The following is a 24,322-nucleotide window of genomic DNA, read 5'->3' as shown; positions in this document are numbered from 1 at the left end:
GATCACGCCTTCCTTGCCGACCTTGTCCATGGCATCGGCAATGATCTTGCCAATGGTTTCGTGAGAGTTGGCCGAAATGGAGCCGACCTGTGCGATTTCCTTGGAGGTGGTGGTGGCCTTGGAGGCCTTCTTCAACTCGGCGACCAGGGCCGTCACGGCCTTGTCGATGCCGCGCTTCAGGTCCATCGGGTTCATGCCGGCGGCCACGTACTTCATGCCTTCGCGCACGATGGCTTGTGCGAGAACGGTGGCGGTGGTGGTGCCGTCGCCAGCGATGTCAGAGGTCTTGGAAGCGACTTCCTTGACCATCTGTGCGCCCATGTTCTGGAGCTTGTCTTTGAGCTCGATTTCCTTGGCCACGGACACACCGTCCTTGGTCACGGTGGGGGCGCCGAACGAGCGCTCGAGCACTACGTTGCGGCCCTTGGGGCCCAGGGTCACCTTGACTGCGTTAGCCAGGATGTTCACGCCTTCGACCATGCGGGCACGTGCCTCGCCGCCAAAGATGACGTCTTTTGCTGCCATGAGTTTTTCTCCGAATTCAGTGTTGGGGGTTTAGCGCGGGTGTTGGGAGAATTACTTCTCGACCACGGCAAAGAGGTCTTCTTCGCGCATCACCAGCAATTCCTTGGCGTTGTCTTTGACGACCTGGCCGCTGTACTTGCCGAACAGCACGCGGTCACCGACCTTGACGTTCAGGGCGACGAAATCACCCTTCTCGTTGCGCTTGCCTGGGCCGATGGCCAGGACGATGCCTTGCTCGGGTTTCTCGGTGGCAGCATCAGGAATGACGATGCCGGAAGCGGTTTTGGTTTCTGCTTCTACGCGTTCAACGATCACGCGGTCGTGCAACGGACGAAATTTCATAGCATCTCCTTGGGGGCTCAAAAGCAATCTTCTGGGTGGAATGAGCGAAAGTTTTCGCTCACTGACTTTTGCTGGACAGCCGAGCCGCTGAGGGCTTTGCAGTCGTTAGCACTCAAGCGAGTTGAGTGCTAGCAATCGGAATTATAGGGCTGGAAGCCCCGGTTTCAAGAGGCTGATTGATCGCGCTGGATCGAATCGCTGCCTTCTTCGAGGTCGACGCCGGCCGACGTCGACGGGCTCGCTTCGAGGCGATATCTCTCCGTCGCCCAGGTGCCAAAGTCGACGCTCTTGCATCGCTCGCTGCAAAACGGGCGGAAGGTGTTCTCGGGCGAGTAGATGCTGTCTCCACGGCAGGCAGGGCAGGCCACAATGCGTGGCCGGGGTGTGAGCGCTTCCAATGTCATGAGCAGAGGGTCAGCTCGAAGCTCGTGTCCACGCCTGCAGGCTTGAGGCGGCCTTCGGCGTCTTGGCGCATCAGGCGCACCAACACCATCAGGCGGTGGCCGCTGATTTCCGGTATGAGCTGCGCCGAGGGGTCGATGCGCAAGCGCAGCAAGTGGAAGACGCGGCCGGCAGGCAGGCTTTGTTGGAACTGCCCGCCCTGGGTGACGACTTTGTGCGGCGAGCCTGAATCTCGGAGCAAGCCCAGCAGCAGTTTGAGCGCCTCGGCCAGGGGCATCAGGGTGCCGACCCAGTGGTTCAGGTCGGTGCGGCGACGGGCAGGCTCTTGCTGCTGCCAAGCGTAGTAGGCGGGCAGATCGAACTCGCAGGTACCGCCGGGAATGCTGATGCGGCTGCGAATACTCATCAGCCACTCGTTGCTGGTGAGGGCCTGACCGGCTTTGCCCTGCAGCAGGTTGAGGCCGCTGAAGGCGTGGTCGACTTTGGCGATCACCTGATTGAGCGCATCGTCCGAGATGGACGGGTTGCCACGATAGCCGTTGAGCTGCGCGCGCTGGCGCTCGAGATCTTTCAGCAGATCAGATTTCAGGTCAGCACGTGAGGCCACATCCATGATCTCGAACAGGGTGGCCAGCGCGTAGTGGTGGTCCACAACTTCGTCGCGGGGCATCAGCCGCCCGAGGCGATCGAACAGATGCTCGAGCCGCAACATGGTGCGGATGCTCTCGTTGAAGGGGTACTCGTACAGGATCAATGTGGGGGCGCTCCGCTCGACCGGCGCGATTGTTCCATATGCACCCATCGCTGCCAGAGCATGCCCACTTCCTGCGTGAGCTGTTCCAGGCTGATGCCTTCATTGCGGATGACGGCGTCAGCCGCGGCGCGTCTGGCTTCCCGGCTCGCCTGCTGGGTGATGACCGATTGAACGGCTTCGGGTGACCACCCGGAGCGCTGGACCACCCGCTCGACTTGCGTGGCCTCGCTGCAGTCGACCACCAGCACACGGTCGACGCGGGCGCGCCAATGGCGCGATTCCACCAGCAGCGGCACATCGAAAACCACAGTACGCCCCATGGCGGCTTCAGCCTGTCGGTTGCATTCGACTCCGATGAGAGGGTGGAGGATGGCCTCCAGTCGTGCTTTGGCCAACTTGTCGGCAAAGACCCAGTTGCGCATCTGAGCCCGATCGAGACCGCCACTGGTGTCAATGGCGGTGGGGCCGAAGGCATCGCGAATCGATCCGATCGCGGCGCCACCGGGCAATGCCAGCGAGCGGGCAATGGCATCGGTGTCGACTAGCGCAGCGCCCAGGTCACTGAGCATGCGCGCGACCGTGCTCTTGCCGCTGCCGATGCCACCAGTGAGGCCGATGTGCACGCTGGGATGGGCAGCCATGATGAGCCGCGCTTTCGGCGCTCAGACCCAGCCGAGCCAGCCGAGCACTCGGGCTGGGCCTGCCAGCATTACTGCGATGCCGCCACCGGCGAGGAATGGGCCAAAGGGAACGTAGCGGCCTTCACGCAGAGTGCTTGACATCTTCATCGCGATGCCGACCATGGCGCCGATAACCGAGGCCCCCAGCACAACGGGCAGCACCATCTGCCACCCCAGCCATGCGCCCAGCGCGGCGAGCAGCTTGAAGTCACCGTAGCCCATGCCCTCTTTGCCCGTGGTGAGCTTGAACAGCCAGTACACCGACCACAGCGACAGGTAGCCGACGATGGCACCCCAGATGGCTTGCGGCACCGGGATGGTCCAGCCCAGCACGCTTGCCAGCAAACCAGCCCACAGCAGGGGGTAGGTGAGGTTGTCTGGCAGCAAGGTGGTGTCCCAGTCGATCCCTGACAAGGCGATCAGCATGGCGACTACGAAACACCAAAGCAATGCCGTGGGTTGCGCGCCAAAGCGCCAGCCCATCGCGGCGAACAAGGCTGCGGTGAGGAGTTCAACGAACGGATAGCGTGGCGAGATACGTGTCTTGCACGCAGCACAGCGGCCGCGAAGCATCACGTAGCTCAGCAAGGGGATGTTCTGGTGCCAGGAAATCATGTGCCCGCAGGCAGGGCACCTGGAGCGGGGGCGGTTCAGGTTCAGCGGGCCCTGGGCACCCAGCGCAGCCGTCAGCGATTTCCCAGCTTCTTGCACCGCCGCTGAGGGTGCCACACCGAAGGCGCGCTGGTGCGCATCGGTGTCACTCAACTGCTGTGCGACATCGCCCCACCAGCCGCGATCTAGCATCAGCGGCAGGCGGTAGATCACGACATTCAGGAAGCTGCCGATGCACAGGCCCAGAAAGGCCAAGAGCCAGGGTGACAGGAAAACTTCAATGTCAATCAGGCTCATCGAGATTGGTCAGACCACCGCGCCGAGTTTGAAGATGGGCAGGTACATCGAGACGACGATGCCGCCGATCAATGTGCCCAGGATGACGATGATGAAAGGCTCCATCAGTGACGACAGGCCTTTGACGGCTTCGTCAACCTCGTCTTCGTAGAACTCCGCGGACTTGCCAAGCATGGCATCGAGCGAGCCGGACTCTTCGCCGATGGCGCACATCTGCAGCACCATATTTGGGAAGATGCCAGTCGTTTGCATCGATGCTGTCAGGCTGGCGCCTGTGGAAACATCCTTCTGGATTTGCTCCGTAGCGTCCTTGAAGACCGCGTTGCCAGCTGCACCGCCCACGGAGTCGAGAGCCTCGACAAGCGGCACCCCAGCCGCGAACATCGTCGCAAGTGTGCGAGTCCAGCGTGCAACGGCGGATTTGTAGACGAGGGCGCCGAACACGGGAACTTTCAGAAGCAGACGATCCATCGTCCGCTGCATCTTCTCGGAGCGCTTCCAAGATTCGAAGAAGAAATAGATGCCGCCACCCAAGAATCCGAATATTGCCCACCAATATTTGACAAAGATCTCGGACATGCCGATCACGAACAGCGTGGGTGCGGGCAGATCTGCCCCGAATGAGGTGAACACCTCCTTAAACACCGGGATCACGAAAAGCATGATCACGGCCAGAACCACAAACGCCACCACCATCACTGCCACGGGATAGATCAACGCAGACTTGATCTTGTTTCTGATCGCCATGGTCTTTTCTTGGTAGATAGCCAAGCGATCCAAAAGCGTATCCAGAATGCCGCCCGCTTCACCGGCTTCGACCAGATTGCAATACAAGGAATCGAAGTAAAGAGGATGCTTGCGGAATGCAGAAGACAGGCTGGTGCCGGTCTCTACGTCGTTGCGGATGTCAGTGATGAGTTTGGTCATCCTGGCATTGGTGCTGCCGCGCGCAACGATGTCGAAGGCCTGAAGTAAGGGCACTCCGGCACGCATCATCGTGGACAACTGGCGCGTGAAGACCGCAATGTCTTTCTGCTTGATTGCCTTGCCACCAGTCGTTCTGCGCTTCTTGACCTTGGTGATCAATATTCCCTGGCGCCTTAGGCTCGCGCTGACCACGGCTTCGCCGCCAGCACGAACTTCTCCTCGCACTACCTTGCCGTTCTTGTCTTTGCCTTCCCACTCGAAGACAAACTCCTTGACGTTCTTTGTTGTGCGTGCCGCTGCAGTTGCCATGGTGTCTCCGAGGAAACTTCTGTCCTCGTCCCGTTGATAGTTATGTGATGTCGGAAGAACAGTATTGCGTGCTATTCGTTCGTCACCGCAATGACTTCCTCAAGCGTCGTAAAACCGGCGCGGACTTTCACGAGACCCGATGTGCGCAAGTTGCGGACACCATCAAGGGCTGCTTGGTCCGCAATGTCTATGGCCGTGCCCTCAGACAGGATGATGCGTTGAATTTCTTCACTTATCGGCATCACTTGGTATATGCCGACCCGGCCTCGGTAGCCATTGCTACAGGCAGAGCAGCCTACCGCACGGTAGGGCTTCCAGGTTCCGTCGAGATCTTTCTCGGTGTAGCCCGCCTTCAACATGGCTTCACGTGGGTAGTCAGCTTGTGTCTTGCAAGCCTCGCAAAGTCGACGGGCCAGGCGCTGCGCCGTGATCAGCAGAATGCTGGAGGCGATATTGAACGGCGCCACGCCCATGTTCAACAAGCGCGTTAGTGTCGTTGGTGCGTCGTTGGTGTGCAGGGTGGACATCACCATGTGGCCAGTCTGCGCTGCCTTGATGGCGATGTCTGCGGTTTCCAGATCGCGGATTTCGCCGACCATGATCACGTCAGGATCCTGGCGCAAGAAGGACTTGAGGGCTGCAGAGAACGTCAAGCCAGCCTTGTCGTTCACATTCACCTGGTTGATGCCTGGCAGGTTGATTTCCGCCGGGTCTTCCACGGTCGAAATGTTCACGCCAGGCTGGTTCAGGATGTTCAAGCAGGTATACAGCGATACCGTTTTGCCGCTACCCGTAGGGCCCGTCACCAGAATCATGCCGTAGGGGCGCACGATGCATTTGAGCAGGCGATCTTTTTCGATCTTTTCGTAGCCTAGAGCCTCAATGCCCAATTTGGCGCTCGACGGGTCAAGAATCCGGATGACGATTTTTTCGCCAAACAAGGTGGGCAGGGTGCTGACGCGGAAGTCGATCGCCTTGTTGCCGAACTTGAGCTTCATACGTCCGTCTTGCGGTACGCGCTTTTCGGCGATGTCAAGGCGTGAGATGACCTTGATGCGAGATGCCAGTTTCTCTTTGATGGCAATGGGAGGCTGGGTGATTTCGCGAAGTTCACCGTCTACCCGAAACCGGACGCGATAGTGGTACTCGTAGGGCTCGAAATGGAGGTCGGACGCCCGTGCGTTGATGGCGTCGATCAACATCTTTTGCAGGAAGCGAACGACAGGAGCGTCCTCGACGTCGGTGGTGACCTCCTGGGTTTCGGCGGCTGCTGTTGAGTCCTCGTCGGTGACGTCGAACTCGAAGTCTCCACCAACAATGTTCTCAAGCGACTCGGCCGCGCTCGCGCCGGATCCTTCCAGCACCTTTGTCAGCTTGTCGTGCTCAACAATCACCCACTCAGGCGAGAGCTGAGTTGCAAACTTGATGCGTTCGGCGGCTTCTTGATCAGTGGGGTCTGCGCCGCCAATGAAGAGGCGGTTGCCACGCTTGCCAAGCACCACGATCTGATACTGGGCGGCAAGTTTGAGATCGATGACGTTGCGCGGCAAACGCTGCGGGTCAATCGCATTCAGGTCCAGCAAGGGCAGCGCAAGCGCACTGGCGAGGGTGTGAGCCAGATCAGCCGACGAAACCGCACCAGCAGCAATGACAGAAGACAGGAAGCTTGATTTCTTGTCTTTTGAGGACTTGACCAGATCCTCAGCTGTTTTTGCATTCAGCTTTCCAGCGTTCACCAGAACCCGCGCTACGCCGGACAGTGCAGATTGGGGAACTTCAGCAAGAGTATCCACGGGCTGGTGTGCGTTACGTCACGATGGGCATATCAATTGATGATCGCTGATTCATCAGGCGCTGTAAACCTGAAGCCTATGCTGTAGCGGCAACAAATCACGGGTAGTGGACCCGTGACGCTGCAACAATTTGCTTCAAAGCGATGGCTGGTCGGGGTGAGAGGATTCGAACCTCCGGCCTCTACGTCCCGAACGTAGCGCTCTACCAGGCTAAGCTACACCCCGATAAAAAAGGGCCTGGAAGAGGCCACTTTTCTGGGTCGAATTAAGACGAGCGCTCAACCGACCGAACGCAAAATTCTAGCAGAGCTTCTTGGTATTTCGAGGCTGGGAGAACCGATAGGCTGGCCCGCGCCTTGTTGGCCTCAGCGCGTGCCGCGTCTCTTGTTGCTTCCAAAGCGCCCGTACGTCGAACGATGCTCACAATGTCGGCGAGGCGCGTAACCTCCCCTTGCTCGATGGCGTGCCGAATCAGCTGCCGTTCCGATGCTTCCGCGCGTTCCATGGCGATAAGTAAAGGGAGCGTTGGCTTGCCTTCGCGAAGGTCGTCACCCACGTTCTTGCCGAGTTGCAGAGTCGAGCCCTCGTAGTCCAGCAGGTCGTCAACGAGCTGGAAAGCGGTGCCGAGCGAGCGGCCGTAGTCGGCGCAGGCCGCTTCCACGGGATCGCTAGCGCCGGCCAGCACCGCGCCCAACCGAGCACTTGCTTCAAACAGCTTGGCTGTCTTGAAGCGAATGACTTTCAGGTATTCATCGACCGCCAGATCGGGGTCATGCATGTTCATCAATTGCAGCACCTCCCCCTCTGCAATCACATTGGTCGCGTCTGCCAGCACATCTAACACTTTCAAGCGGTTCACTGAGACCATCATCTGAAAAGCGCGTGAGTAGAGGAAATCGCCCACCAGAACGCTTGCGGCGTTGCCGAACAAGGCGTTTGCGGTTTCCCTCCCGCGTCGAAGCGCTGATTCATCCACCACGTCGTCATGCAGAAGGGTGGCCGTGTGAATGAACTCGACCGTGGCCGCCAGTTCGAATCGTTCTTTGCCTTGAAAACCGAGTGCGTTGGCAAAGAGCAACACGAGCATGGGGCGGATGCGCTTGCCCCCCGCGCTGATGATGTAGTGCGAGATCTGATTGATAAGTGCCACATCAGACGCCAGTCGATGCTGGATGACCGCATCGACCTCTCGCATCTCGGGGGCCATCAGCTGAATTGGGTCGATGCCGGTGGCGATAGGGGGAGAGGAAGTTTGCACTGCTGGGATTCGGTCGGCTGACCCAAATTATAGGAAGGCGTTGGCGCTGCCGCGGTCGTTCCAGGATGATTCGGAGCTCTTCGGCGAGGGACACGCGGGCGCACTGGCTGCCCCGAAAACTTCATGGTAGACTCTAAGGCTCTGCGCGATTTTCCGCGGGGCTGCTGGGTGGGTGTTCATTTGCCGGGCAGATTCACTGAAAGGGCTGATATGTACGCGGTCATAAAAACCGGCGGCAAACAATACAAGGTTGCTGCAGGCGAAAAGATCAAGATAGAACAGATAGCTGCGGACGTTGGCCAAGAGATCACGATCGACCAGGTTTTGGCTGTCGGAAGCGGCGCCGATTTGAAGGTCGGGACTCCCTTGGTATCCGGTGCGAGCGTTACGGCCACGGTTGTGGCTCAAGGTAGGCATGACAAAGTGCGCATCTTCAAGATGCGTCGTCGCAAGCACTATCAAAAGCGGCAAGGTCATCGTCAGAACTTTACTGAGCTGGAAATCAGCGCAGTGAATGGCTGAAAGAAGGAGCTAAACCATGGCACAGAAAAAAGGCGGCGGTTCCACCCGGAACGGCCGCGATTCCCAACCCAAGATGCTCGGCGTTAAAGCGTTTGGCGGCCAGTTGATTCCAGCCGGCTCGATCATCGTACGCCAGCGCGGCACCAAGTTTCATGCTGGAACCAATGTTGGCATCGGCAAGGATCACACCTTGTTCGCCCTGATTGACGGTGAAGTGAGCTTCGCCATCAAAGGCCCGAGGAACCGCCAGACGGTCAGCGTGAAAGCGCAAGCCTGAGTCGTTTGCGACAAGCAACGGCTGCCAAGCCCCGGTTCGCCGGGGCTTTCCTTTTTTTGCGTCGGGCGCGAGCCTGGGCTACCGTAGCGACCTGCGGCACAGAGTGAAGACACAGTCATGAAATTCGTTGACGAAGCCACCATCGACGTGGCTGCCGGAAATGGCGGCAACGGCTGCATGAGCTTTCGCCGTGAGAAGTTCATTCCCTTCGGCGGACCGAACGGCGGTGACGGCGGCAAGGGGGGCAGTGTCTTTGCTGTTGGCGATCGCAACCTGAATACCCTGATCGACTTCCGCTATGCGCGGCGGCACGAGGCGCGAAGCGGAGAAAATGGCCGTGGTTCCGACCAATACGGCGCCGCAGCGCAAGACATCGTGTTGCGCATGCCTATGGGCACCATCATCAAGGACGTGGACACCGGCAACGTCATTGCCGAGTTGCTGGTGCCTGACGAAAAGGTGCTCTTGGTCAAAGGTGGCGATGGCGGTTTCGGCAACCTGCATTTCAAGACCAGTACCAATCGCGCCCCTCGGCAAAAGACTTCCGGCTGGCCTGGCGATCAGCGAAAGCTCAAGTTGGAGTTACGCGTCTTGGCCGATGTCGGTCTGCTGGGCATGCCCAACGCCGGCAAGTCGACGCTGATCACGGCGATCTCCAACGCTCGCCCGAAGATCGCCGACTACCCCTTCACCACCTTGCACCCCAACCTGGGCGTGGTGCGCGTGGCGGCTGAGCAGAGCTTCGTGGTGGCTGACATTCCGGGGCTGATCGAGGGTGCATCAGAGGGCGCCGGATTGGGGCACCTTTTCTTGCGCCACCTGCAGCGCACGCATTTGCTCTTGCACCTTGTCGACGTCGCTCCGTTCGATGATGCAGTCGATCCGGTGGCGCAGGCCAAGGCCATCGTGGCAGAGCTGAAGAAGTACGACCAAGCCTTGCACGACAAACCACGCTGGTTGGTACTGAACAAGCTCGACATGGTGCCGATGGAAGAGCGAGAGCAGCGCGTCAAGGACTTCGTGAAGCGCTTTAAGTGGAAAGGCCCCGTGTTTCAGATCTCCGCGCTCACGCGCGAGGGTTGCGAGCAACTGGTGCAAGCCATCTACAAGCATGTTGCTGCCCTTAAGAACGTGGTGCCGGACGATCCCGATCCGCGTTTTGCCGATATGCCGGATGAGGCTGCACCTTCGCCATGACAGACGCGCTCAAGAACGCGAAGCGGATTGTCGTCAAGGTCGGCTCCAGCCTCGTCACCAATGAAGGTCGAGGGTTGGACGAGCATGCCATCGACACCTGGTGCCGCCAGATGGCCGCTCTTGCGGTGCAGGGGCGTGAGGTCGTGATGGTGTCCAGCGGAGCCGTGGCAGAAGGCATGAAACGGCTGGGCTGGACGGCGCGCCCAAAAGAGATACACGAGCTACAAGCCGCCGCCGCGGTGGGGCAGATGGGTCTGGCGCAGATGTACGAGACGCAGCTGCGCAAGCACGGCATGGGCAGCGCGCAGGTGCTGCTGACGCACGCCGACCTGGCCGATCGTGAGCGCTATCTCAATGCGCGCTCCACCCTGCTCACGCTGTTGCGGCTTAAAGTGCTGCCCGTCATCAATGAGAATGACACCGTGGTCAACGATGAGATCAAGTTTGGAGACAACGACACCTTGGGCGCGCTCGTGGCCAACCTCATCGAGGCGGATGCCCTGGTGATCCTTACCGATCAAAAAGGGCTTTACTCAGCCGACCCGCGCAAGGACGCAACGGCCCAGTTCATCCACGAAGCGCAAGCAGGTACGCCCGAGCTGGAGCGAATGGCCGGTGGTGCGGGGTCGAGCATTGGCCGTGGCGGCATGATCACCAAGATATTGGCGGCCAAACGAGCAGCCAGCAGCGGCGCCACGACTGTCATTGCTTGGGGCCGTGAGCCGGACGTGTTGATCCGGTTGGCAGCGGGCGAGGCCATCGGAACGGCATTGACCGCGTCGACCGCCAAGCTCGCGGCGCGCAAGCAATGGATGGCCAATCACCTGCAGTTTCGAGGTGCAGTGGTGATTGACGATGGCGCTGCAGCCAAGGTGCGCGATGAAGGCAAGAGCTTGCTGCCTATCGGCATGGTCGAGGTGCAGGGAGAGTTTGCCCGCGGCGACGTAATTGCAGTTCGCGACAAGACCGGTGCTGAAATCGCACGTGGTCTGGCCAACTACGCCAGCTCAGAGGCGCGGCTGATCGCGCGCAAGCCTTCGAGCGAATTCGAGCGCTTGCTGGGCTTCACCGGCGAGCCCGAAATGATTCACCGCGACAATCTGGTACTCGCCTAAGCGAGCACAAGCGCTCACGCAACAGAGTCGTCGGGAGGCGGCGCGTCGAACGGCGCTGAATCGGTGTCGCCCAGGGCATCACGATGATGGGGCCGCATGCCTGAGCGCAGATAGCGGTTGTGATGGTTGTTGCGCGGCAGGAAGCGCGCCAACTCGGTCAACGCCATTTGATAGACATCGCGCTTGAACTCGATCACCAGCTCGAGCGGCACCCAATACTCGTTCCAGCGCCAGGCGTCGAATTCGGGGTGGTCGGTGGCGCGCAGATTCATGTCGGTGTCGCGCCCGATGAGCTGAAGCAAAAACCAGATCTGCTTTTGCCCGCGGTAGTGCCCGCGCGCATCGCGACGGATGAAATGGTCGGGTACTTCATAGCGCAGCCAGTCGCGCGTGCGTGCAACGATGCGGACGTGGTCGGACAACAGCCCCACCTCTTCGTGGAGCTCGCGGAACATCGCCTGCTCAGGCGTTTCGCCGTATTTGATGCCCCCTTGCGGGAACTGCCAGGAATGGGTGCGGATGCGCTTGCCCCAGAAAACCTGGTTCTTCGTATTGAGCAGGATGATGCCGACGTTGGGTCTGAACCCTTCGCGGTCGAGCATAATCAACCTCAAATTCTTTAGTTGAATTCATTATTGCACCGGCATTGCGGGAATCAACCCCGCGGGTTTCCCCAAGCTCTGGCCGCGTTTCTCCTCCCCACCCGCCTCGTTTTGCTCATGAAAGCTTCCCAGTTTTTCATCTCCACGCTCAAGGAAGCACCGGCGGACGCCGAGGTGGCAAGCCACAAGCTGATGATGCGCGCGGGCTTCATCAAGCGCCTCGGTGCCGGCATCTACAGCTACATGCCGATGGGGCTGCGCGTGATTCGCAAGGTCGAGGCCATCATTCGCGAAGAGATGAACCGCGCGGGTGCAGTCGAACTCTTGATGCCGGTGGTGCAGCCGGCCGAACTGTGGCAAGAGACGGGGCGTTTCCAGGCCATGGGGCCAGAGCTGCTGCGTGTCAAAGACCGGCATGACCGCGACTTCATCATTCAACCCACGTCAGAAGAAGTCATCACCGACATCGCTCGCCAAGAGCTGCGCAGCTACCGTCAATTGCCGCGAAATTTCTATCACATACAGACCAAGTTTCGGGATGAACGCCGGCCGCGCTTTGGCTTGATGCGCGGGCGCGAGTTCACGATGAAAGATGCTTACTCGTTCGACCGTGATGTGGCCGCTGCGAGCAAGAGCTATGACGCGATGTATGCCGCCTATGTGCGCATCTTCGAGCGCATGGGACTCACCTTTCGTGCTGTGGCGGCGGACACCGGTGCCATCGGCGGCGACCGCTCGCATGAGTTTCAGGTGATTGCCGACACGGGTGAAGACGCGATCGCCTATTGCCCCGAATCCGACTACGCTGCCAACGTCGAATTGGCCGAAGCGCTGCCCCTGATCGCGAACCGCGCTTCACCCACGCAGGCGCTGACCAAAACAGCCACACCGGGCAAGAGCACCTGCGAAGACGTGGCCAAGCTGCTCGGCTTGTCACTGTCGCAAACGGTGAAGTCACTGGTGCTCGCCACTGACGACAAGAACGAAGGTGGCGATGTCGTCAAGACAATCGTGTGGCTGCTTCTTGTGCGCGGTGACCACAGCCTCAACGAAGTGAAGGCCAGCAAAGTGCCGGGCTTGAAGAGCGGCTATCGTTTTGCCACCGGGTCTGAAATCGAAGACCACTTCGGTTGCAAGCCTGGCTACCTCGGCCCCATCGGGCTGAAGAAACCGGTGAGGCTGGTGGTGGATCGCACCGTGGCGGCGATGAACGATTTCGTCTGCGGGGCCAACGAGGCCAACTTCCATTACACCGGCACCAACTGGGCTCGAGACCTGGCCGAGCCCGACCTCGTGGCCGACATCCGCAACGTGGTCGAGGGCGACCCCTCACCCGATGGCAAGGGCAAGCTCGCCATGCAGCGCGGCATTGAAGTCGGCCATGTGTTCTACCTCGGCACGAAGTACTCCAAGGCCATGAACGCGAGTTACCTCGATGAGACCGGCAAACCACAATTGCTTGAAATGGGGTGCTACGGCATCGGTGTCACGCGCTTGTTGGGTGCGGCCATCGAGCAGAACCACGACGAGCGCGGCATCATCTGGCCGACGTCCATGGCGCCGTTCACTGTGGTGTTGTGCCCTATCGGCTACGACCGCTCGATCGAAGTGAAAGCGGCTGCTGACCAGTTGCATGAGCAGCTCCTGTCGCAAGGCATAGACGTGATGCTCGACGACCGCGGTGAGCGCCCGGGTGCCATGTTCGCCGACTGGGAGTTGATCGGTGCGCCGCATCGCGTGGTGCTGTCCGATCGTGGCCTGAAAGAAGGCAAGGTTGAATACCAAGGGCGACGCGATGCAGTAGCCACCGCCGTGCCTGCAACAGAGATTGCGGCTTTCGTGAAAGCCAAGCTCAGCTCATGAGCGTGGGCGCGGGGTGCCAGCGGCGGCAGCTCTTGGCTGCTGCAGTGTTGTGGCCCCCGCTCTTGCTGGGAGCCTCGCGGGCGTGGGCGGGCGCGCAAGTCGAAGAGCCGCTGGCCGATGCCGTTCGTTCGGCGCTCTATGCCGCCATTGCCAACAGCGCTCCTCCCAAGCCTGTGTTCGCCAGTACCGAAAGCCGCTTGGCCTATCTGCGCTGGTTGGGCGAGATGAGTGCTCGCCTCCAGAAGCGCAAGGGCGAGCACATTGCGCGCCTCGAGTTCCTGGAAACGCTCTGGTACGAGAGCTCACGCGCCGGGCTTGAACCTTCCTTGGTGCTGGGCGTGGTGCAGGTGGAGAGCGGCTTTCGCAAGTACGCCATCAGCAGCGCGGGTGCGCGCGGTTACATGCAGGTGATGCCGTTCTGGGCACGCCTGATCGGCGACGGCGATTCCACACGCCTCTTTCACATGCAGACCAACCTTCGATTCGGCTGCGTGATCCTGCGTCATTACCTGAATCTGGAACGCGGTGACTTGTTCCTGGCACTGGGGCGCTACAACGGCAGTCGCGGTCGGCCGGAGTATCCCAACCTGGTGTTTGGTGCGCGCAAGAGCTGGGCTTTCAAACCGGCTTGAGCCGGACTAAAGGCCGGCCCAAGACTTCGGCTGAGCCGCCTCGATGCCCAGCAGCGCAAGCACACGCTCCACTGTGTCATCGACAAGCTCGTCGATCGTCGTGGGCCGGTGATAGAAAGCCGGCAGCGGTGGAAAGATCACACCCCCCATTTCCGTCACGGAGGTCATGTTGCGCAAATGCACCAGGTTGAACGGTGTCTCACGCACCATCAGCACGAGCCGGCGGCGTTCTTTCAGGGTGACGTCGGCCGCGCGGCTCAGCAGGTTGTCCGACAGGCCGTGGGCCACGGAGGCCAGGGTCTTCATCGAGCAAGGCGCCACGACCATCGCGTCTGTGGCGAAGGAGCCGCTGGCGATGGCGGCGCCCACGTCGGCGGGGCTATATGCGGTGTGGGCTAACGCTTCGAGCGCGGTGCGATTCAGGCCCAGTTCGTGGTGAGCGCTGAGCACGCCGGCAGGGCTGACCACCAAGTGAGTTTCGCAGCCTACGACCTTCAGGCGTTGAAGCAGGCGCATGCCGTAGAGGGCGCCGGTAGCCCCGGTGATGCCGACGACGACGCGGGTGGGTCGCGCGCTTGTGGGTCTGGCCAAGATCAGGCCTGCGCGCCCAGCACCTGCTGCAGTTCGCCGGCCTGGAACATCTCCATCATGATGTCGGAGCCGCCGACGAATTCGCCATTCACATACAGCTGTGGAATGGTCGGCCAGTTGGCGTAGTCCTTGATGCCTTGGCGCACACCTTCGTCTTCGAGCACGTTGAAAGTCTTCAAGTCGTCAACGCCGCAGGATTTGAGGATCTGCATCGCGCGCCCCGAGAAACCGCACATCGGGAATTGCGCGGTGCCTTTCATGAAGAGCACTACTCGGTTTTGTTTGACGAGGTCGTCGATGCGTTGCTGTACGTCGCTCATGGTCGCGGGCCGGGTGAACCGGTAGTGTCAATGGGATAGCCGTGGTTATACGGCAAACCGTGCCTCTAAGGCCTGCGCCCGTCGCAAGTCCCTGCGCGGTGTCAGAACGAGTACGAAACACCCAGCTGCAACACCGGTGAAAAGCGCAAGTCGCGCATGGTGTCGTCGAAGCTCTGCGCGCTACTGAAGAATTTGCCCAGATGCACGGGCGAGCGGGGCGCGACCATCAGACCGAGATCGGCCGAGAGGCCCCAGCCACTCTTGCTGGACAAGCCCGTATAGCCCACGCCGAGATAGGGCAGCGTGCTGTTGTCGGCGTTGCCATCAAAGCCACCGCCGGTGAGCGCCACGCGTCGATCCATCGCCGCGGGGCTGCTCCAAAGTGAACCCCGCGGGCCGAGCAGCAGTCCACTGGTCGCGCGCAGGCCTCCTTCGGTGCCCATCCAGGGCCGGCTGAGGTAGTAATCGCCCATGAGGCTCAGGCTGTTGATCTTCAGTGCATCGCTGTCGGCACTGCCGAACTCTGAACGCAGAGGTGCCACGGTGCCAAGCGCCAAGCGGGCTTTCAGGCCCTCCCAGGCTTGCTTGTAGGCCTGCTTGTCTGCCGGGGAAACCTGCAAGTCATCACTGGGCGCCGCTTGTGCGGCGGCCGCGGCAGCGAAAGCCAACACGCCAACCCACAAACAGACAGATTTCCACATGGTGGTCTCCAGGGCCCGCACCTGCCAGCGCTGTCGCTTGGTGAGGGGAATGGAAGTCATGCTACGCCGCTTGCCAGGGGCTGTGTAGGCGCTTCATCCAAATGGAGGATGGCTTATCCAGGGGGTGTGCAGCATTGCCGCAACACTGTCTTTTTTCAGCTGCATCGGCCACCCGAGCAGCGACCATGGCCTGCTAGATCGTGACGTGTTGTGACGGCTTCGAAGCCTTGCGCGCGGAGCAGGCTCGCCACGGCTGATGCCTGGTCATGGCCATGCTCCAGCAGCAGCCAACCGCCGGGTTGCAGATGCTGTGGCGCGCCAGCCACGATGTGGCGCAGCGCGCCCAGCCCGTCACCTCCGGGCGTGAGTGCCATCTGGGGCTCGTGCTGCAACGCCGCAAGGTGCTCGTCATCCCCTGCGATGTAGGGCGGGTTGCTGATGATCATGTCGAAGCGCTGCCCGGTGAGGCCGTGCCACCAGTCACTTTGCAAAAACAGGATGTCGAGCTTGAGGCGTTGGGCGTTGTCGCATGCCACGGCCAGGGCCTGCGGGCTGCTGTCGAGCGCGGTCAGTTGCGCTGCGGGGCAGGCATGCTTCAGGGCCAACGCGATGGCGCCACTGCCAGTGCCCATGTCCAACACGCGGGGAGATGCCGCGTCATGCAAGACCTCCAGAGCCCAGTCGACCAAGGTCTCGGTGTCGGGGCGGGGCACGAGCACGGCGGGAGACACGCGCAGCACCAATCCGTGGAACTCCTTTTCGCCGAGCAGATAAGCCAACGGCTCGCCGGTGGCACGGCGCCCCAGAAAGCGCTGCAGTAGCTCGCGCTGATCGTCGATCAAGGCCGCATCGGCGTGGGCCAGCAGCCAGCTGCGCGACTGCTGTAGCACGTGGGCCAGTAGCAGCTGTGCGTCCAAGCGATCGACGCCACGGGCGCGGGCCTGGGCCATTACATCGGCCACGGTGTTCATGCGCCGCGGCCTTCCAACTCGGCCAGTTGTTCCGCCGCACGCGCGGCCTGCAGTGCTGCCAGCACATCTTGCAGGTCACCTTCCATGATCGCCTGCAGCTTGTAGAGCGTGAGGTTGATGCGGTGGTCGGTGAGGCGGCCTTGGGGGAAGTTGTAGGTTCGGATGCGGTCGCTGCGATCGCCGCTGCCGATCAGGCCCTTGCGCGTGGCGGCTTCCTTGGCGGCGCGTTCGCTGCGGTCTTTTTCATTCAGCCGCGCAGCCAGCACGGCCAAGGCCTTCGCCTTGTTGCGGTGCTGTGAGCGGTCATCTTGGCACTCTGCCACGATGCCGGTGGGCAAGTGCGTGATGCGTATTGCGCTGTCGGTCTTGTTCACGTGCTGGCCACCGGCGCCGCTGGCGCGAAAGGTGTCGATGCGCAGGTCGGCGGGGTTGAGCTGGATCTCTTCGGCCTCGTCAGGCTCGGGCATCACGGCCACGGTGCAGGCGCTGGTGTGGATGCGGCCCTGCGTTTCCGTGGCAGGCACGCGCTGCACGCGATGGCCCCCCGACTCAAACTTGAGGCGGGCGTAAACGTCGTCGCCAGCGATGCGCAGCACGACTTCCTTGTAGCCGCCGAGATCGGACATGCTCTCCGACATCACCTCGGTGCGCCAGCCCAGGCGCTCGGCGTAGCGCAGGTACATGCGCAGCAGGTCGGCGGCGAAGAGAGCTGATTCATCACCGCCAGTGCCTGCGCGAATTTCGAGGAAGGCGTTTCGGCTGTCGTCGGGGTCGCGTGGCAGCAGGGCCGCTTGCAGCTCGCCGTGCAGGCGGGCGATGTCGGCCTCGGCGCTGACGACTTCTTCTTGCGCCATTTCGGCCATTTCGGGCTCTGTGAGCATGTCGCGGGCAGCCACCAAGTCACGCTCGCGTTGCTCGTACTGGCGAAAGCGCTGCACCAGCGAAACGACCTCGGCATGCTCGCGGGTGAGGCTGCGAAAGCGGTTCATGTCATTGGCCACGCCGGGGTCGGCCAGGGTCGCGTCGAGTTCGGCCAGGCGCATGGCGAGGCGCTCGAACTGTTGGCGTAGGGAATCTTTCATGCGGGCTCCGAAAAATGGGGGGCGGAGCCGGTGCGCTGTCTGCCTAAGCAAGGCACGCGACGCTCCGCCAAGATGGCGGGCGTAGCAGCGTCGCTAGTATTTGTCGCGGGACTTGCCGTCGGCCGGGTCGCGGGCGTTGCCGCGCAGGAACAGGCGTGACACGGTCTGCGCCAGCTGCACGCGCTGCTCGCCGTCGGCTGCGTGCAGCTCGGCCAGCGTGCCGTGCAACATTTTCTGCGTAAGGCCGCGCGAGAGTGCGTCCAGCACCGCGTCGATGTTTTCACCCTTGGCGATCAGCTTGCGGGCGCGGGCGATTTCGGCGGCTCGCCAGTCATCTGCCTGTGCATTGAGCGCCTGGATCAGCGGCACCGTGCCGCGCTGGCCCAGCCAATGCACGAAGCTCTGCACTCCCGTCTCGATGATGGCCTCGGCCTGCTGCACCGCCGCCTGGCGTTTTTCGCCGGCACTTTGCACCAGGGCCGACAGGTCGTCGACGGTGTAGAGATACACGTCAGACAGTCGGGCGACTTCGGGCTCTACATCGCGTGGCACGGCCAGGTCGACCATGAACATCGGGCGGTGCTTGCGCGCCTTGAGCGCCCGCTCCACGGCGCCCAAGCCGATGATGGGCACCGAACTGGCGGTACACGAGATCACGGCGTCGAACTCGCCCAGCCGCGCGGGCAGGTCGGCCAGGCGCAGGGCTTCTGCGCCGAAGCGGCTGGCGAGCCGCTCGCCACGCTCCAGCGTGCGGTTGGCCACGGCCATCGCACGCGGCTGGCGCGCGGCAAAGTGCGTGGCCACGAGCTCGATCATTTCGCCCGCGCCGACAAACAGCACTTTGGTGTCATGCAGGTCTTCGAACAACTGCGAAGCCAGGCGCACGGCAGCTGCAGCCATGCTGATCGAATGAGAGCCGATTTCGGTGGAGGTGCGCACGTCTTTCGCCACCGCAAACGAACGCTGAAACATCTGGTGCAGCGTGGTGCCCAGTGTGCCGGCGCTGCTGGCTTCGCGCACCGCCTGTTTCATTTGCCCGAGGATCTGCGGCTCGCCCAGCACCATTGAGTCGAGCCCGCTGGCCACGCGGAACGCATGCCGCGCCGCGGCGCCACCTTCGAGCACATAGGCGTGGTGCATCAGCTGGTGGCTGTCCACGCCACCGCGCTGGGCCAGCCAATCAACGGCGGGGGTGACCAGCCCGGGCTCGGCGGCGCAATACAGTTCGGTGCGGTTGCAGGTGGACAGCAGCGCCACTTCGGGCTCGCCTGCCGTGCGGTTCACGCGGCTGCGAAACTCCTGCAAAGTGGGGCCGAGCTGCTCCAGCGTGAACGCAAACCGGCCCCGCAAATCCAGCGGGGCCGTGGTGTGGTTCAGGCCGAGGGCGAAGACGCTCATTCGCAGATTATAAAATTTCGTGCTGTTCCTCGGGCCACCGCCCGTCGGAACCCCTTTGGAGCGTGACGCAATGGGCGTGTTGGATGCACTGTGGCACCTGCTGAACTTCCTGGCCCCGGCATTCGTGGTGGGCTTGGTGGCGGCGCTGTTAGCCAAGTTGTTGTGGTGGCGCGACCTGAAAAGCGTGTCGCCGTGGCGCATGGCGAGCTGCGCGGTGCTGGCCTCGTCGCTGGCCCTGGTCGCCGGCCTGCTCTGGACGGGCCGTGACGGCAAGATGGTCACCTATGGCGCGATGGTGCTGATGTGCGCGCTGGCCCTGTGGTGGGCGGGCTGGGGCGCCAAGCGCGGTTGAGCCTGCGCGCTCAAGTTGCATTGCTCGCCGTCGAAAGCCCCGATACGGGGCTGCTACATGGGCTTCGTCCACCAATGTCACGCTGATATTGCGTGCCTTGCTGTTTGGCGTGCGCCGGAACGCCGGCTCGGGCCAGAGCGGCTTCAACCGTTTTGACGTGGGCTGAGCGGTCTCAGACCGCGAGCAGCTCGCTGCCGCTGATGACGACCTCGGCGCGCAGCGAGTGCGGGTAGGCCTCGGTGACCCGCACGTCGATCATCTGGCCCACGAGACGCGCTTCGCCCTTGAAGTTGACGATGCGGTTGCACTCGGTGCGGCCCATCAGCTCAGTAGCGTCTTTGCGCGCATGGCCTTCGACCAGGATCTTCTGCACCGTACCCACGCGAGACTGGCCGATGCGTCGCTGGTTGGCTTCTATGGTGGCTTGCAGATGCTGCAGGCGTGCCAGTTTGCGCTCTTGCGGCGTGTCGTCGTGCAGCGCCGCGGCCGGTGTGCCTGGGCGCGGGCTGAAGACGAAGCTGAAGCTGCTGTCGAAGCCCACGTCGTCGATCAGCTTCATCATCTTGCTGAAGTCGTCTTCAGTCTCGCCCGGGAAGCCGACGATGAAGTCGCTGGAGAGGCTGATGCCAGGCCGCACGGCGCGCAGCTTGCGCACGGTGCTCTTGTATTCCATCGCGGTGTAGCCACGCTTCATGGCCATCAAGATGCGGTCGCTGCCGTGCTGCACCGGCAGGTGCAGGTGGTTCACCAGCTGAGGCACGCGAGCGTAAACGTCGACCAGACGCTGGGTGAATTCGTTGGGGTGGCTGGTGGTGTAGCGGATGCGCTCGATGCCGGCGATCTGGGCCACGTATTCGATCAGCAGGGCGAAGTCGGCGATCTCGCTCGTGTCGCCCATCGTGCCGCGGTATGCGTTCACGTTTTGCCCGAGCAGCGTCACTTCTTTCACGCCCTGTGCAGCCAGGCCAGCCACTTCGGCCAACACATCGTCGAAAGGGCGCGAGACCTCTTCGCCGCGGGTGTAGGGCACCACGCAGTAGCTGCAGTACTTGGAGCAGCCCTCCATGATGGAGACAAAGGCGGTGGCGCCGTCGACTCGCGCCGGCGGCAGGTGGTCGAACTTTTCGATTTCGGGAAAACTGATGTCGACCTGCGGGCGGCGCTCATGTTTGCGCTGGGCCAGCATCTGCGGCAAGCGGTGCAGCGTTTGCGGGCCAAACACCACGTCGACATAAGGTGCGCGCTCGATGATGGCCGCGCCTTCTTGGCTGGCGACGCAGCCGCCCACACCGATCATCACGCCCTTGGCCTTGAGGTGCTTCACGCGACCCAGGTCGCTGAAGACCTTCTCTTGGGCCTTTTCGCGCACCGAGCAGGTGTTGAACAGAATCAGGTCGGCTTGCTCGACATCGGTGGTCGGCTCATAGCCTTCGGCGGCGGCGAGCACATCGGCCATCTTGCCCGAGTCGTACTCGTTCATCTGGCAGCCGAAGGTCTTGATGTAGACCTTCTTGGAAGAAACAGGGGTCGACATGACGCGGCCTCTTCAGGGCTTGGTCCAGGTCTGCGCAGTGGGGTCGAATTGCCAGGTCAGAGATTGCTCCAGCGTTTCGGGCCAAGGCTTCATCGCGAGCTCTTCCTTGCGCAGCAGCCAAACGTCTTTCACCGCGCCAGCAGCGTCGACGGTGTAGTTGATATAGCCCTTGGCGCCGACGAGGGCCCCCGACATGACCAGCAGGTTGTTTTCACCGCGGATGCGCGAGCCGGGCGCGAGCAGTGCAGGCATGCCGTTGAGCAAGATCTGCGGCGGCGTGCCGAAGGTGACGGCGCCGCGCAAGGCGTTCTGAGGGAAGTTGCGTTGCACCTGGGCCGCGGCGGGCAGGGCGAATGCGACAGTGGCAATGGCAGCGATGAGACAGCGGTACATGGTGTAGATCCAGTGGCTGTTGAAGGAGAGGGCGAATCGCAAATAACAACGGCTCCGAGTCAATAGACCGGGAGCCGCAGGTAGAACAGATTCTGGTGGCGCTTCAGGGATTCGAACCCCGGACCTGCGGATTATGATTCCGTCGCTCTAACCGGCTGAGCTAAAGCGCCTGAGCCGCGCATTATAGCCATCACTTTCAGGCGTTCGCTTCGCCACTCCACTCCCGCCCGCATGTTCAGTTTCTTCAAGAAAAAAGCCGCGTTGCTCGACACCGCGGTGCCGCCGGTTGCACTGCCTTCGCCTCCCGCTGCGGTCGAGCCCGAGCGGAGTACCTGGCTAGACAAGCTGCGCGGTGGCTTGCGCAAGACGAGTTCAAGCATCGCTCGCGTCTTCACTGGCACTGAGATCGACGATGCACTGTACGAAGACCTTGAAGCAGCGCTGTTGATGGCCGATGCTGGCATCAAGGCGACCGAGTTTCTGCTCGATGACCTGAAGCGGCGCGTGAAAGATTCACGTGCCACTGAACCTGCGGCCGTCAAAGGCCTGCTCGCCGACGCCGTGGCGGAGCTGCTCAGGCCGCTGGAAAAACCGCTGCAGGTGGGCAAGCACAAACCGACCGTGATGATGGTGGTGGGCGTGAACGGCGCCGGCAAGACCACCAGCATAGGCAAGCTCACGCGGCATCTGGCCGATGACGGACAGAAGGTCTTGCTGGCCGCAGCCGACACCTTTCGCGCCGCCGCGCGCGAGCAGCTCGCCGTGTGGGCCGAACGCGCCGATTTGCCGGGTGCTGCGCGCCAGGCGGTCGAGATCGTCAGCCAGGAAAGCGGCGACCCGGCAGCGGTCAGCTTCGATGCAGTCGTGGCGGGCCAGTCACGTGGCTGCGACGTGGTGATTGCCGACACGGCGGGGCGCCTGACCACGCAAGTGCACCTGATGGAAGAGTTAAAGAAGATCAAGCGCGTGATCGCCAAGGCGCAAGTGGGTGCGCCACACGAGGTGCTGCTGGTGGTGGATGGCAACACCGGGCAAAACGCGCTGTCTCAGGTCAAGGCCTTCGACGATGCCTTGCAACTCACCGGCCTGATCGTGACCAAGCTTGACGGCACAGCCAAGGGCGGCGTGCTCGCCGCGATCGCCCGTGAACGGCCCATCCCGGTGTACTTCATCGGTGTCGGCGAGAAGCTCGAAGACCTTCAGACCTTCAATGCGCGCGAATTCGCGCAGGCCCTGCTGAGCTGAGGCGGGCGCCTCAGCTTCAGCGTATCGACGGCCCCGATCCGCGCGGCGGCGGCGGTGCCAGCGGCACCGAGGACGAATCCAAGTCGTCAAACCAAGTGGAGGACGGCGGGTCGTGTTGCTCGGAGCCGTCGTCATCGATAACCGCGGTGGCCGCTTCTCGTGCTGGAACGGGTGTGACGACCGGGCGACCGGGCTGGGCCGCGGAGGCTGGCGTGGCGCCCGCGGGCATGTCGACCGGCATCTTGAGAATGGCATTGCGCGCGCCCACGGCGTTGGGCAGAGCGTCTTCGCGCCACACATGCAGCGGGATTTCGGCTGCCTTGAGCACGCGGTCCATGCGCGCGTGGCGCTGCCGCGCCTTTTCGTTCTCTTGCGACTCGGGGGCGCGAATGTCGACCACCGCGATCACCTGCGACACGCCGTCACACACGACCAGGTCGGCGCACATCACGCCCACGCGGCGCAGCCACTCTGAATAAGAGTGGCGGGTGGGCACTTTCAGAAAGCGCGCCAGCGGTACCTGGGCCAGGATGATGTGATCGGGCAGGCCACCGCGCAAAGCCGCGTAGGCCTTGCGTTCCGGGGTTGTCATGATGCGCGTGGCCTGCGGGTGCCACGACATCAGCGTGTCTAGCCCTTCGCCCGCGCGCACCTTGCCGCGTTGCGGCACAGCCTGGGTCGGCGCCCGCTGCCGCCGCCATGCCCACACCAGGGCGGCCAGAAGCACGACCCCACCAACGATCAGCAGAAGTTGCATGTCTATTTATTACCTGTGTTCTGCGAAAGCTGACCATAGCTGCGTCGGGTGGCGCGGTCAACCGGTAAGCCCCGAGGGGCCGCCTGCTCAGCGCATGCCGCCGGGGCCGCCCAGGCCCTTCATGCCGCCCATGCGCTTCATCATTTTCATCATGCCGCCGCCCTTCATCTTCTTCATCATTCCCTGCATCTGCTCAAATTGGTTGAGCAGGCGGTTGACTTCTTGCACCTGCACGCCGGCGCCGGCAGCGATGCGGCGCTTGCGGGTGGCCTTGAGTAGCTCGGGCTTGCGGCGCTCCAGCGGAGTCATCGAGTTGATGATGCCTTCCATGCGACGCACGTCGCGCTCGGCGCGGTCCATGTCGGCCTGGCCGAGGTTGCCGGCTTTGCCCGTCATCTGCGTGGGCAGCTTGTCCATCAGGCCGGCCAGCCCGCCCATCTTCTTCATCTGGCTGATCTGCGACAGGAAGTCGTTGAGGTCGAAGCCGTCGCCCGATTTCAGCTTGTCGGCGAGTTTTTGCGCTGCAACAACGTCAACGCCCTTCTGCACCTCTTCGACCAGCGCGACGATGTCGCCCATGCCCAGCACCCTGCCGGCGTGGCGCTGGGCGTCGAAGACTTCCAGGCCGTCGATCTTCTCGCTGGTGCCGGCGAACTTGATCGGCGCACCGGTGATCTGGCGCACCGAGAGGGCGGCGCCGCCGCGCGAGTCGCCATCGGTCTTGGTCAGCACGATGCCGGTCAGCGGCAGGGCCTCCTTGAAGGCCTTGGCAGTGTTGATCGCGTCTTGCCCTTGCATGGCGTCGACGACGAACAGCGTTTCAACCGGCTTCACGGCGGCGTGCAGGTCGGCGATCTCTTTCATCAGCACG

General features: G+C 62.0%; 27 protein-coding genes, 2 tRNA genes and 1 pseudogene. 8 read left to right on the top strand and 22 right to left on the bottom strand.

Annotated elements, in window-relative coordinates:
- The 10 genes from AC30QB_RS02840 to ispB all read right to left on the bottom strand — a co-directional run.
- A partial coding sequence (locus AC30QB_RS02840; RefSeq protein WP_489544676.1) for a TCP-1/cpn60 chaperonin family protein occupies nucleotides 1-525 on the bottom strand: 525 nt, incomplete at its 3' end.
- 51 nt (nucleotides 526-576) lie between these two features.
- Nucleotides 577-867 (bottom strand): co-chaperone GroES, encoded by a 291-nt coding sequence (locus AC30QB_RS02835; RefSeq protein WP_489544675.1) that lies wholly within the window; start codon nucleotides 865-867, stop codon nucleotides 577-579.
- Between the two features lie 164 nt (nucleotides 868-1,031).
- Nucleotides 1,032-1,271, bottom strand: coding sequence for a DNA gyrase inhibitor YacG (locus tag AC30QB_RS02830; protein WP_489544674.1), 240 nt, complete (start codon nucleotides 1,269-1,271; stop codon nucleotides 1,032-1,034).
- Complete coding sequence (zapD, locus tag AC30QB_RS02825) at nucleotides 1,268-2,023, bottom strand: cell division protein ZapD (protein ID WP_489544673.1); 756 nt, start codon at nucleotides 2,021-2,023, stop codon at nucleotides 1,268-1,270. The genes AC30QB_RS02830 and zapD overlap by 4 nt, the downstream gene beginning before the upstream one ends.
- Nucleotides 2,020-2,664 carry a dephospho-CoA kinase gene (gene coaE / locus AC30QB_RS02820; protein ID WP_489544672.1) on the bottom strand — a complete coding sequence of 215 codons (645 nt, stop codon included), beginning with the start codon at nucleotides 2,662-2,664 and terminating at the stop codon, nucleotides 2,020-2,022. Before coaE ends, zapD begins: the two co-directional genes overlap by 4 nt.
- 21 nt (nucleotides 2,665-2,685) lie before the next feature.
- Nucleotides 2,686-3,612 carry a prepilin peptidase gene (locus AC30QB_RS02815; protein WP_489544671.1) on the bottom strand — a complete coding sequence of 309 codons (927 nt, stop codon included), beginning with the start codon at nucleotides 3,610-3,612 and terminating at the stop codon, nucleotides 2,686-2,688.
- 9 nt (nucleotides 3,613-3,621) lie between these two features.
- Nucleotides 3,622-4,848, bottom strand: coding sequence for a type II secretion system F family protein (locus AC30QB_RS02810; protein WP_489544670.1), 1,227 nt, complete (start codon nucleotides 4,846-4,848; stop codon nucleotides 3,622-3,624).
- A gap of 71 nt (nucleotides 4,849-4,919) precedes the next feature.
- Entirely contained in the window at nucleotides 4,920-6,641 is a 1,722-nt protein-coding gene (pilB, locus tag AC30QB_RS02805) for a type IV-A pilus assembly ATPase PilB (RefSeq protein WP_489544669.1), read from the bottom strand.
- Nucleotides 6,642-6,789: 148 nt separating this feature from the next.
- Nucleotides 6,790-6,866 (bottom strand) — tRNA-Pro (locus AC30QB_RS02800).
- Between the two features lie 40 nt (nucleotides 6,867-6,906).
- Entirely contained in the window at nucleotides 6,907-7,848 is a 942-nt protein-coding gene (ispB, locus tag AC30QB_RS02795) for an octaprenyl diphosphate synthase (RefSeq protein WP_489544677.1), read from the bottom strand.
- 261 nt (nucleotides 7,849-8,109) lie between these two features.
- Between ispB and rplU the strand changes: the two genes are divergently transcribed.
- The 4 genes from rplU (at nucleotide 8,110) to proB (ending at nucleotide 11,010) form a co-directional block, all read left to right on the top strand.
- Entirely contained in the window at nucleotides 8,110-8,421 is a 312-nt protein-coding gene (gene rplU / locus AC30QB_RS02790; RefSeq protein ID WP_489544668.1) for a 50S ribosomal protein L21, read from the top strand.
- A 16-nt stretch (nucleotides 8,422-8,437) separates the two neighbouring features.
- Nucleotides 8,438-8,698 (top strand): 50S ribosomal protein L27, encoded by a 261-nt coding sequence (gene rpmA, locus AC30QB_RS02785; protein ID WP_489544667.1) that lies wholly within the window; start codon nucleotides 8,438-8,440, stop codon nucleotides 8,696-8,698.
- 117 nt (nucleotides 8,699-8,815) lie between these two features.
- Nucleotides 8,816-9,895 (top strand): Obg family GTPase CgtA, encoded by a 1,080-nt coding sequence (cgtA, locus tag AC30QB_RS02780; protein ID WP_489544666.1) that lies wholly within the window; start codon nucleotides 8,816-8,818, stop codon nucleotides 9,893-9,895.
- Nucleotides 9,892-11,010: a glutamate 5-kinase gene (gene proB, locus AC30QB_RS02775; protein ID WP_489544665.1), complete on the top strand. Its 1,119-nt coding sequence runs from the start codon at nucleotides 9,892-9,894 to the stop codon at nucleotides 11,008-11,010. Before cgtA ends, proB begins: the two co-directional genes overlap by 4 nt.
- Before the next feature lie 14 nt (nucleotides 11,011-11,024).
- Here the strand turns inward: proB and AC30QB_RS02770 are convergent, their stop codons facing one another.
- A complete protein-coding gene (locus AC30QB_RS02770) occupies nucleotides 11,025-11,612 on the bottom strand; it encodes an RNA pyrophosphohydrolase (protein WP_489544664.1) in 588 nt (195 codons plus the stop codon).
- Nucleotides 11,613-11,729: 117 nt separating this feature from the next.
- Here AC30QB_RS02770 and AC30QB_RS02765 point away from each other — a divergent pair, with 117 nt between their 5' ends.
- Complete coding sequence (locus AC30QB_RS02765; RefSeq protein WP_489544663.1) at nucleotides 11,730-13,475, top strand: proline--tRNA ligase; 1,746 nt, start codon at nucleotides 11,730-11,732, stop codon at nucleotides 13,473-13,475.
- On the top strand, nucleotides 13,472-14,107 hold the full coding sequence (locus AC30QB_RS02760; RefSeq protein WP_489544662.1) for a lytic transglycosylase domain-containing protein: 636 nt from the start codon (nucleotides 13,472-13,474) through the stop codon (nucleotides 14,105-14,107). Before AC30QB_RS02765 ends, AC30QB_RS02760 begins: the two co-directional genes overlap by 4 nt.
- A gap of 6 nt (nucleotides 14,108-14,113) precedes the next feature.
- Here AC30QB_RS02760 and AC30QB_RS02755 read toward each other — a convergent pair whose 3' ends face one another.
- The 6 genes from AC30QB_RS02755 to hemA all read right to left on the bottom strand — a co-directional run bounded on the left by AC30QB_RS02755 (nucleotide 14,114) and on the right by hemA (nucleotide 19,170).
- Nucleotides 14,114-14,698, bottom strand: a complete 585-nt coding sequence (locus AC30QB_RS02755; RefSeq protein WP_489544661.1) for a UbiX family flavin prenyltransferase — start codon at nucleotides 14,696-14,698, stop codon at nucleotides 14,114-14,116.
- 2 nt (nucleotides 14,699-14,700) lie between these two features.
- Entirely contained in the window at nucleotides 14,701-15,018 is a 318-nt protein-coding gene (gene grxD / locus AC30QB_RS02750; RefSeq protein ID WP_489544660.1) for a Grx4 family monothiol glutaredoxin, read from the bottom strand.
- Between the two features lie 101 nt (nucleotides 15,019-15,119).
- Nucleotides 15,120-15,779, bottom strand: coding sequence for a hypothetical protein (locus AC30QB_RS02745; RefSeq protein ID WP_489544659.1), 660 nt, complete (start codon nucleotides 15,777-15,779; stop codon nucleotides 15,120-15,122).
- 95 nt (nucleotides 15,780-15,874) lie between these two features.
- Complete coding sequence (gene prmC, locus AC30QB_RS02740) at nucleotides 15,875-16,690, bottom strand: peptide chain release factor N(5)-glutamine methyltransferase (protein ID WP_489544658.1); 816 nt, start codon at nucleotides 16,688-16,690, stop codon at nucleotides 15,875-15,877.
- Entirely contained in the window at nucleotides 16,687-17,772 is a 1,086-nt protein-coding gene (gene prfA / locus AC30QB_RS02735) for a peptide chain release factor 1 (protein WP_489544657.1), read from the bottom strand. Before prfA ends, prmC begins: the two co-directional genes overlap by 4 nt.
- 93 nt (nucleotides 17,773-17,865) lie before the next feature.
- On the bottom strand, nucleotides 17,866-19,170 hold the full coding sequence (gene hemA / locus AC30QB_RS02730; protein ID WP_489544656.1) for a glutamyl-tRNA reductase: 1,305 nt from the start codon (nucleotides 19,168-19,170) through the stop codon (nucleotides 17,866-17,868).
- Between the two features lie 70 nt (nucleotides 19,171-19,240).
- Here hemA and AC30QB_RS02725 point away from each other — a divergent pair, with 70 nt between their 5' ends.
- On the top strand, nucleotides 19,241-19,522 hold the full coding sequence (locus tag AC30QB_RS02725; RefSeq protein ID WP_489544655.1) for a hypothetical protein: 282 nt from the start codon (nucleotides 19,241-19,243) through the stop codon (nucleotides 19,520-19,522).
- Nucleotides 19,523-19,694: 172 nt separating this feature from the next.
- Here AC30QB_RS02725 and miaB read toward each other — a convergent pair whose 3' ends face one another.
- The 3 genes from miaB to AC30QB_RS02710 form a co-directional block, all read right to left on the bottom strand.
- A complete protein-coding gene (gene miaB / locus AC30QB_RS02720) occupies nucleotides 19,695-21,056 on the bottom strand; it encodes a tRNA (N6-isopentenyl adenosine(37)-C2)-methylthiotransferase MiaB (protein WP_489544654.1) in 1,362 nt (453 codons plus the stop codon).
- Between the two features lie 12 nt (nucleotides 21,057-21,068).
- Nucleotides 21,069-21,449, bottom strand: a complete 381-nt coding sequence (locus AC30QB_RS02715; RefSeq protein ID WP_489544653.1) for a hypothetical protein — start codon at nucleotides 21,447-21,449, stop codon at nucleotides 21,069-21,071.
- Nucleotides 21,450-21,542: 93 nt separating this feature from the next.
- Nucleotides 21,543-21,619: transfer RNA gene (locus AC30QB_RS02710), tRNA-Met, on the bottom strand.
- A 61-nt stretch (nucleotides 21,620-21,680) separates the two neighbouring features.
- Between AC30QB_RS02710 and ftsY the strand changes: the two genes are divergently transcribed.
- Nucleotides 21,681-22,694 carry a signal recognition particle-docking protein FtsY gene (ftsY, locus tag AC30QB_RS02705; protein WP_489544652.1) on the top strand — a complete coding sequence of 338 codons (1,014 nt, stop codon included), beginning with the start codon at nucleotides 21,681-21,683 and terminating at the stop codon, nucleotides 22,692-22,694.
- 16 nt (nucleotides 22,695-22,710) lie between these two features.
- Here the strand turns inward: ftsY and AC30QB_RS02700 are convergent, their stop codons facing one another.
- The gene (locus AC30QB_RS02700) at nucleotides 22,711-23,451 is read right to left on the bottom strand and encodes a DUF2726 domain-containing protein (protein ID WP_489544651.1); all 741 of its coding nucleotides are present in this window, start codon (nucleotides 23,449-23,451) and stop codon (nucleotides 22,711-22,713) included.
- Nucleotides 23,452-23,538: 87 nt separating this feature from the next.
- Nucleotides 23,539-24,322: pseudogene (locus AC30QB_RS02695) on the bottom strand (signal recognition particle protein); the annotation flags it as partial.

This window comes from Rhizobacter sp. (genome assembly GCF_046595475.1).
Classification (GTDB): domain Bacteria; phylum Pseudomonadota; class Gammaproteobacteria; order Burkholderiales; family Burkholderiaceae_C; genus Rhizobacter.
The sequence above is the reverse complement of the archived record's forward strand: the minus strand, read 5'-3'. Positions and strand labels throughout refer to the sequence as shown.